This window comes from uncultured Negativicoccus sp. (assembly GCF_902480485.1).
Lineage (GTDB): Bacteria > Bacillota > Negativicutes > Veillonellales > Negativicoccaceae > Negativicoccus > Negativicoccus succinicivorans.
This window is the reverse complement of record NZ_CABSTC010000060.1, coordinates 1-6,790: the sequence shown is the minus strand read 5'-3', so window position 1 is coordinate 6,790 and position 6,790 is coordinate 1. Positions and strand designations below refer to the sequence as shown.

The window sequence follows — 6,790 nt, the reverse complement described above, 5'->3', positions numbered from 1 at the left end:
CGGACCTCGGAGAGATTGTGTACGCATCCGGTACGACCGTGCGTACGCGCCGGTTTTTATGGAGGCAAAGCGAACTCGGTAAAATCACGCCCCAAACGAAAGATATTCTTTACCTTTTGGACGGATTTTCCGATCGCCGTGAAGATCTGGAACGCGGGCGTGACCTTTTGGCAAAATACCTGACCGAAGTATTTCATGCGCAAGTGAAAATCGGTCTGATCACAAAAGACGAGCCGGAATTTATTTTTTAACGTATATGACGAAAGAGATCCCGTACAGGATCTCTTTTTGCGTGCGGGAATTCGTTTTGGTAAGTCGCCATAACGTTCGCCTATGCCGGTATGAACAGCTTGTTTTTGCCGCTGCAATACGAGCGTATTTGTTTTACTATGTGCTATAATAAAGAATAATAGGAGGGGAAATGATGAGCGTAAATCCGAGATTGGTCAGCCCGGCAATGGACAGCCTGCTGGATGCGTTGCTGGCACTTGAAACGCGCGAGGAAGGGTATGCGCTTTTGGAAGATTTGTGTACCGTTTCCGAGCTGCGAGACTTGAGTATGCGCTGGCAGGTGGCGCAGTTGCTGCACAGCGGTCAAAAATATGAAGATATCGAATCGCTTACGGGAGCGAGTTCCGCAACGATCAGCCGCGTCAAACGCGCGTTGCGTTACGGCGCGGACGGTTACCAAACGATGCTGGAGCGGTTAGAGGGAAAGGATACGTAAATGGAAGCACTGGAGAAGAGTCGCAACGGCTTTAAGGCGTATGACATTCGCGGCATCGTGCCGACGGAAGTGGATGAAGAAGTAAGTTACCGTGTCGGACGCGCGTATGCGGACCAATACAAAGCGCGCAAAGTAGCGATCGGGCGGGATATCCGCGAAAGCTCGCCGCGCCTTTCGGAGGCGTTGGCGCGCGGTTTGACAGACGGCGGCGCGGATGTGTATGATATCGGCGTCTGCGGCACCGAGATGGTGTATTTCGCGACGTTTCATTACGGTTTGGACGGCGGCGTCATGGTGACGGCCAGCCACAATCCGGTCAATTACAACGGCCTGAAACTGGTGCGTGAAGAAGGCATTCCCATCAGCGCGGATACCGGTTTAAAAGAAATCGAAGAGCGCGTTTTCGCCGGCCATTTTGCCACGCCGGCAACAAAAGGCGTTTACCGAACGCTCGACGTACAGAAAGAGTATATCGAAACTTTATTGCAGTACGTGGATCTGAGTCATTTAAAGCCCATGCACATCGTGGTCAATGCCGGCAACGGCGGCGCGGGTTTGGCGTTTAACGATTTGAAAACGCATTTGCCGTTCACCTGGCATGAGTTGTACATGGACGCGGACGCGACCTTTCCTCACGGTGTACCGAACCCGATGATCGAAGAAAATCGGCTGGTGACGAGTCGGGCGGTCGTAGCGGAAAAAGCGCAATTGGGCGTAGCCTGGGACGGCGATTTCGATCGTTGCTTTTTGGTGGATGAAAAGGGCAATTTTGTCGAAGGCTACTACGTCTTGGGATTGCTCGCGGAACATTTTTTAACGCTGGATCCGCACGCGACCATCGTGCACGATCCGCGTCTGTACTGGAACACGCAGGCGATTTGTGAACGTTACGGCGCGACCGCTGTGGAATCCAAGGGCGGCCACGCTTTTATGAAAGAGACGATGCGGCGTGTGGACGGTCTGTACGGAGCGGAAATGAGCGCGCACCATTTCTTCCGCGATTTTTCCTATTGTGACAGCGGCATGATTCCCTGGCTTTTGGTCGCGCAAATCATTTGCGAAACAGGCAAACCGCTCTCGCAACTGATTGCTGATATGGAAGCGCAGTTCCCCTGCAGCGGCGAGATTAATCGCGTCGTAAAATCAACGGAGGAAACGCTGGCCGTCGTCGAAGCGGCGTATCGTGATCAGGCGCGGGAAATCAAATATTTGGACGGCTTGAGCATGGATTTCGGCACATGGCGATTCAATTTGCGGCAGTCGAATACCGAACCGCTGGTGCGTTTCAATTTGGAAACGCGAGGCGATCGGGAGCTGATGCAAACCAAGCGGGATGAAGTGTTGGCGCTGATTGAAACGACGGTAAAATAATTGAACAATAAAAAAGAACGCGATCGCGTTCTTTTTTATTGCCAATTGTTATTTTTAATAGCCGCGTTTTTTATCAATGATGTTTTTCAGCTTCTGATCACTTAAAAAGCGTTGCCAATTATCCGCCAACACATCTAAAACTTTGTCCATGTAGCCGTAGACGCGCGCCGCGGTATGCGGAGTCAAAATCACATTGTCGAGCGTCCACAGCGGCGAATCTTCCGGCAAGGGTTCCCGTGCGGTGACGTCGAGCCCCGCGCCCGCGACGCGACCCGACTTCAGCGCTTCGATCAAGGCGGTTTCGTCAACGATCGTGCCGCGCGCGATATTGATGAAGTAAACGCCTTTTTTCATCGCGGCGATTTCTTTGACGCCGAAATATCCTTCCGTTTCCGGTGTGCCGGGCAGCGCGCACATGACGATGTCGGCTTCCGGCAAGACATTCATTAATTCATCGTTCGTGATGACGCGGTCGGCCAAAGGCTCTTCCGTCAGATGATTTTTCACCGCGATGATTTCCGCGCCGAAGGCCGCGCAGCGTTTGGCGATTTCTTTACCGATGCCACCGAAACCGGCGATCAACACTTTCGTATTTTCCAGCGACGTAAATGACTGCGGATCCCAATTTTTTTCCGCTTGCGCCGTCACGGCGCGTTTTAATTTGTGACGCAACGCGAGCAGCAACGCCAGCGCCCGCTCCGCGACCGGCGCATCGTGAATCGCGGCGGTGTGCGTCAAGACGATATCGTTTTGTTGCATGGGAGGCGGCAACAGTTTTTCAATCCCGGCGCTCATGCTGTGCAGCCAGCGCAGTTTCGGCGCGGCTTCCAGCACGGGAAGCGGATCCATGGAGCCCCACAAGGCCACCGCATCGGCATCTTCCAGGTGCGGCAGCGCCTCGCTCATTTTAGCGTACGCTTCGACAGTGGCATCGGGGCGGACCCGTTGCAAACGTTCCAAGCGTTCCGGTGTCAGATGGTTGAGTACTACCAGTTTTGGCATGTTCATTCCTCCTCTGTTTCCTTTGCTTTTATTATACCCGTAAATACCGCGCTCGGCAGCTTGCCGTGTCAGAATAAAAAAAACAACCGCAGCAAGCTACGGTTGTTCGTATTCGGTGGTTTCATCGAGCAGCGCTTCGAGCGCGCCGATCTGATTGCGCGGCAAGACAAAGACCAGCTGATCGTGGGCCTGGATTTCCGTTTCGCCGCGTGGCACCACCGCGACGCCCTGGCGATCAATGGCGATCACTAACGCGTGCGGCGGTAACGCGATGTCACGCAAGGCCGTGCCGGCAAGCGGGCTGTGATCGGAAACAACCGCGGTCACCTGCATCATCGTCGTATCGAAATCGGGACGCGGTTTTTCTTTACGCAAAATGTTTTGCAATAAATATTCGTAAATCGGCGGCGTGCCGAGCGCGTTCGCCGTGTAATACGCCAACAGACAGCAAATAGCGAGCGGTAAAAAGTAGGAGATGCGCTGCGTCATTTCAAATAAAAGTAAGAGCGACGTGAGCGGGCTGCGCACGACCGCCGTCAGATAGCCCGCCATCGCGAGCACGATGAAAAGCACGACGTACTCCGGCGCGACGATTTGACCGAACAGACAGCCGAGAATCGCGCCTTGAATCAAAATCGGCAGGAAGATGCCGCCCGGTACGCCGGAGGCAAATGAAATCAAGGAAAAAGCGGTTTTGACCACGAGCAGCAGCAATAACCACCAAAGCGCATGCGGCGCATTTAACAGCTGGCCCAAGATCGGATGCCCGCCACCCAAGACGATCGGGAAGAAGAGCATCAGCACGAACGAGCAGAGAATCGCCGGCAGCGGTCGCAATAAAATATATAAATTCAATTTGCCGTACACATAGTAGCAGCCGCGCAGACCCCAAAAATATACAGCGCCCATGCAGCCCGAAACAATGCCGAGCAGAACGACCCATGGGTACATGCTGACCGGCATCTTGCCGATCTCGGGAAAATGGAAAATCGGCGCGAGACCGAATACGTATTGACTGACGACATCCGCCGTCAAGGCGGCGGCGAAGCAGCTGATGATCAAGCGCTTCGTAATCGTTTTATGAATTTCTTCCAGCGAAAACAGTACGCCGGATACCGGGGCGTTAAACGCGACCGAAAGACCGGCCGCCGCGCCGCATGACATCAAATTTTGCGCCCGAATATAATTATGTTTCAAACCCCGGGCGACGAGTTTACCGCACATCGCGCCGAGCTGAATGGACGGGCCTTCGCGACCGAGGGATAAGCCGCAAAGCGCGGCGATGGTTCCGCCCAAATATTTATGCAGCAAAACCGAAAGCGGGGACGTTTGAATCCGACCGGTAATTTCTGCGGTCACCTGCGGGATACCGCTGCCGCCCGCATACGGTTCGTGACGAACGATCGCGCCCAGTGCAATGGCGCCGATGCAAAAAGCGATCAGGATCAGCGGCAACCGGGACCAGTCCAAGGCGGCCAGTTGCGCCAAATAGCTGACACTGTCCTCGCACCAACTGATCAGCAAACGATAAATGACACCCGCGCCGCCCGCCAGCAACCCGACCAAAACACCTTCCAAAAGCAAGGTAGAGTCGGTCCGTAAAGAGCGACTGCGCAGCGTTTCAATTTTTAAAAATGACATATCCGATCCTTTCATTTAAGTATATCTATAATGCACTTTTACATAATGTTACGTCAAGCGTCGCCGGCGGATTAAATTTTTTTAACCGGCAATTTTGACTGTACATTAACGAACGTATCCTCTATAATGAAACTAATCGATAGGATACTTGAAGGAGGGAAAAGAAATGCGTAAATTAGCTATTTTAACAGCGTGTGCATGCTTGGTGGCGGGCGCCGCCATGGCAGCGCCGGTGACGTATATTCCGGAAGGCGGCACGAATGTAGGTTACGGTTACAACGGAGCGCAGGACGGTTCGCATGCGGTCTACGTGGAACACGGTATCGCCGATAAAGTCGTGATCGGCGCGGAATATCGTGACCTTGTCAACATGGGCAATGAATTTGATGTGTACGGTAAATATCGTTTGAACGATAACGTATATGTGACCCTCGGCAATCGCAACTACGACGTGGCCGGCAACAAACTATACGCGGGCGTGGAAGGCATGACCTACCTGACCGACAAATTTGACGGCTATGCCAGCGTCAAAGTTTCGAGTGAAGAAAAAGAATACAAAGTCGGTGCTTTGTATGATCTGAACCCGAACTTCGACTTGGACGTTAATTACACGTACCAGGATCGCGACGAAGACTTGAACCGTAAAGGTGTCGGCGTCGGCTTGAACTACCGCTTCTAATTCTAAACATAAAAAAGACTCGCTCGGCGAGTCTTTTTTTATTGCGCGAATACAACATCTAAAAAAGTTGTATTTCCGCTTGCTATTTATCGCATAATCATACGATCAAAAGGCATCATGGCGCGACGGAGAGAATCCGTCGTTTAGCGTTTGACGGATTCCGGACCGAAGTCTCTGATCATTCGTTCGAACGGATCTTCCGACTGCGGTTTCGTATCCATGGGCAGACCCGGATAGATAGTTGTCTGCTCCTTGGTTACCGTCGTCGTGATGCCGGTGGTGCGCTTGTGTCCGTGCATTTTGGAGATTTCAAAATAGGGCAGGTCCTGTTCTTTCAGTGCGGGTAAAAGCGGTTGCTTAGCCTTCTTAACCGGTGATTTTTTGAAAATCGAGAACACCGACATCGCGGCGTTGGTCCATTTTTCAAAGCCGGTTTCGGCTACGCCGTCAAATCCCAGTTGCACTTTGCCCGCCGGCGGTTGCACGCGAACGGAGTGACCGTGTCGGGTTTCTTGAGTGCGTTCTTCGGTGTGCGTGACCGTTTCGGTGCGCGTTTCTTGGGTCATGGCCCGCTGGATGCGCGTGGCATCGTTGGCGGGAGCCTCCAGCGCGAATGCGAAGGGGGTGGCGGAGAGCAGCACGAGAGCCGCCAAGAGGGTAGTGGTAATTTTTTTCATTGGGTAAACTCCTTTAGGGTTAATGTAACGCGGAGCGTTGCCGCATCCATTGCAGCAGACAGAATAATGACGCGTCACGCTCAGCTTTATCTGCACATTTTGACAGACGAAAATGATGAGACTTATTGTAGGGGATAGTGGGAATAGTTGTCAATTAATTTTCCATTCCGATCGGGAATAAAAAAGACACAAATACAGAATGTATAAGCGGATAAAAATGAGGTTAATAGCGTAATGCAAAAAATATTTTCGAAGCGCAAAAATGAAATGTAAAATCGTGCTTAACAAAATTAATGTTATTAAGACTCGCATTATGATACAATAACGATGAATGAAAATAGAGGAGGCGGAAGAGCTTGGCGTATGCAATTGCGTTCGGGATTGCGCTCATCGTGACCTATGTCATTACCCCTGCAGTGAAGCGTTTGGCCTGTCGGGTCGGAGCGATGGATAATCCCAATGCGCGCAAGGTTCATCATGGAGCCGTACCGCGTTTGGGCGGTTTGGGAATTTATATCGGATTTTTGGCATCGGTGTTGTACAGCTTGCCGTTATCGACCGAAGTGATCGGTTTACTGATGGGGTCGGCCGTGATTATTGCGGTCGGCATATGGGATGATATTTGTCAGATTCCCGCCAAGGTAAAATTGCTCGGTCAGATTTTGGCGGCGGTTGTGCTGGTAGCATGCGGTG

Annotated in this window: 6 protein-coding genes and 2 pseudogenes; 5 read left to right on the top strand and 3 right to left on the bottom strand. The window is 52.2% G+C overall.

Translation table 11 applies throughout. The annotated features are described in order from the left end of the window. From RDN69_RS05420 to RDN69_RS05410, 3 genes and pseudogenes are all read left to right on the top strand, one after another. Positions 1-251: pseudogene (locus RDN69_RS05420) on the top strand (hypothetical protein); the annotation flags it as partial. A gap of 173 nt (positions 252-424) precedes the next feature. Further along, positions 425-727, top strand: a complete 303-nt coding sequence (locus RDN69_RS05415; RefSeq protein WP_034436924.1) for a YerC/YecD family TrpR-related protein — start codon at positions 425-427, stop codon at positions 725-727. Then, positions 728-2,098: a phosphomannomutase/phosphoglucomutase gene (locus RDN69_RS05410; protein ID WP_024049064.1), complete on the top strand. Its 1,371-nt coding sequence runs from the start codon at positions 728-730 to the stop codon at positions 2,096-2,098. Between the two features lie 54 nt (positions 2,099-2,152). Here RDN69_RS05410 and RDN69_RS05405 read toward each other — a convergent pair whose 3' ends face one another. Both RDN69_RS05405 and RDN69_RS05400 read right to left on the bottom strand, forming a co-directional pair. Next, positions 2,153-3,100 carry a D-2-hydroxyacid dehydrogenase gene (locus RDN69_RS05405; protein WP_024049065.1) on the bottom strand — a complete coding sequence of 316 codons (948 nt, stop codon included), beginning with the start codon at positions 3,098-3,100 and terminating at the stop codon, positions 2,153-2,155. A 96-nt stretch (positions 3,101-3,196) separates the two neighbouring features. Beyond that, entirely contained in the window at positions 3,197-4,741 is a 1,545-nt protein-coding gene (locus RDN69_RS05400; RefSeq protein WP_024049066.1) for a ClC family H(+)/Cl(-) exchange transporter, read from the bottom strand. A 166-nt stretch (positions 4,742-4,907) separates the two neighbouring features. On the opposite strand from RDN69_RS05400, the gene RDN69_RS05395 reads away from it, so the two are divergent. After that, positions 4,908-5,420 (top strand): outer membrane beta-barrel protein, encoded by a 513-nt coding sequence (locus RDN69_RS05395; protein WP_034436917.1) that lies wholly within the window; start codon positions 4,908-4,910, stop codon positions 5,418-5,420. A gap of 143 nt (positions 5,421-5,563) precedes the next feature. Here RDN69_RS05395 and RDN69_RS05390 read toward each other — a convergent pair whose 3' ends face one another. Further along, positions 5,564-6,097: a hypothetical protein gene (locus RDN69_RS05390; protein WP_288218333.1), complete on the bottom strand. Its 534-nt coding sequence runs from the start codon at positions 6,095-6,097 to the stop codon at positions 5,564-5,566. A gap of 356 nt (positions 6,098-6,453) precedes the next feature. Here RDN69_RS05390 and RDN69_RS05385 point away from each other — a divergent pair. Beyond that, a pseudogene (locus RDN69_RS05385) lies at positions 6,454-6,790 on the top strand (undecaprenyl/decaprenyl-phosphate alpha-N-acetylglucosaminyl 1-phosphate transferase); the annotation flags it as partial.

Excerpts from the sequence above, each read along its gene's own strand:
- RDN69_RS05415 (WP_034436924.1), top strand. The coding sequence starts at position 425 with ATGAGCGTAAATCCGAGATTGGTCAGCCCGGCAATGGACAGCCTGCTG.
- RDN69_RS05410 (WP_024049064.1), top strand. The coding sequence starts at position 728 with ATGGAAGCACTGGAGAAGAGTCGCAACGGCTTTAAGGCGTATGACATT.
- RDN69_RS05405 (WP_024049065.1), bottom strand. The coding sequence starts at position 3,100 with ATGCCAAAACTGGTAGTACTCAACCATCTGACACCGGAACGCTTGGAA.
- RDN69_RS05400 (WP_024049066.1), bottom strand. The coding sequence starts at position 4,741 with ATGTCATTTTTAAAAATTGAAACGCTGCGCAGTCGCTCTTTACGGACC.
- RDN69_RS05395 (WP_034436917.1), top strand. The coding sequence starts at position 4,908 with ATGCGTAAATTAGCTATTTTAACAGCGTGTGCATGCTTGGTGGCGGGC.
- RDN69_RS05390 (WP_288218333.1), bottom strand. The coding sequence starts at position 6,097 with ATGAAAAAAATTACCACTACCCTCTTGGCGGCTCTCGTGCTGCTCTCC.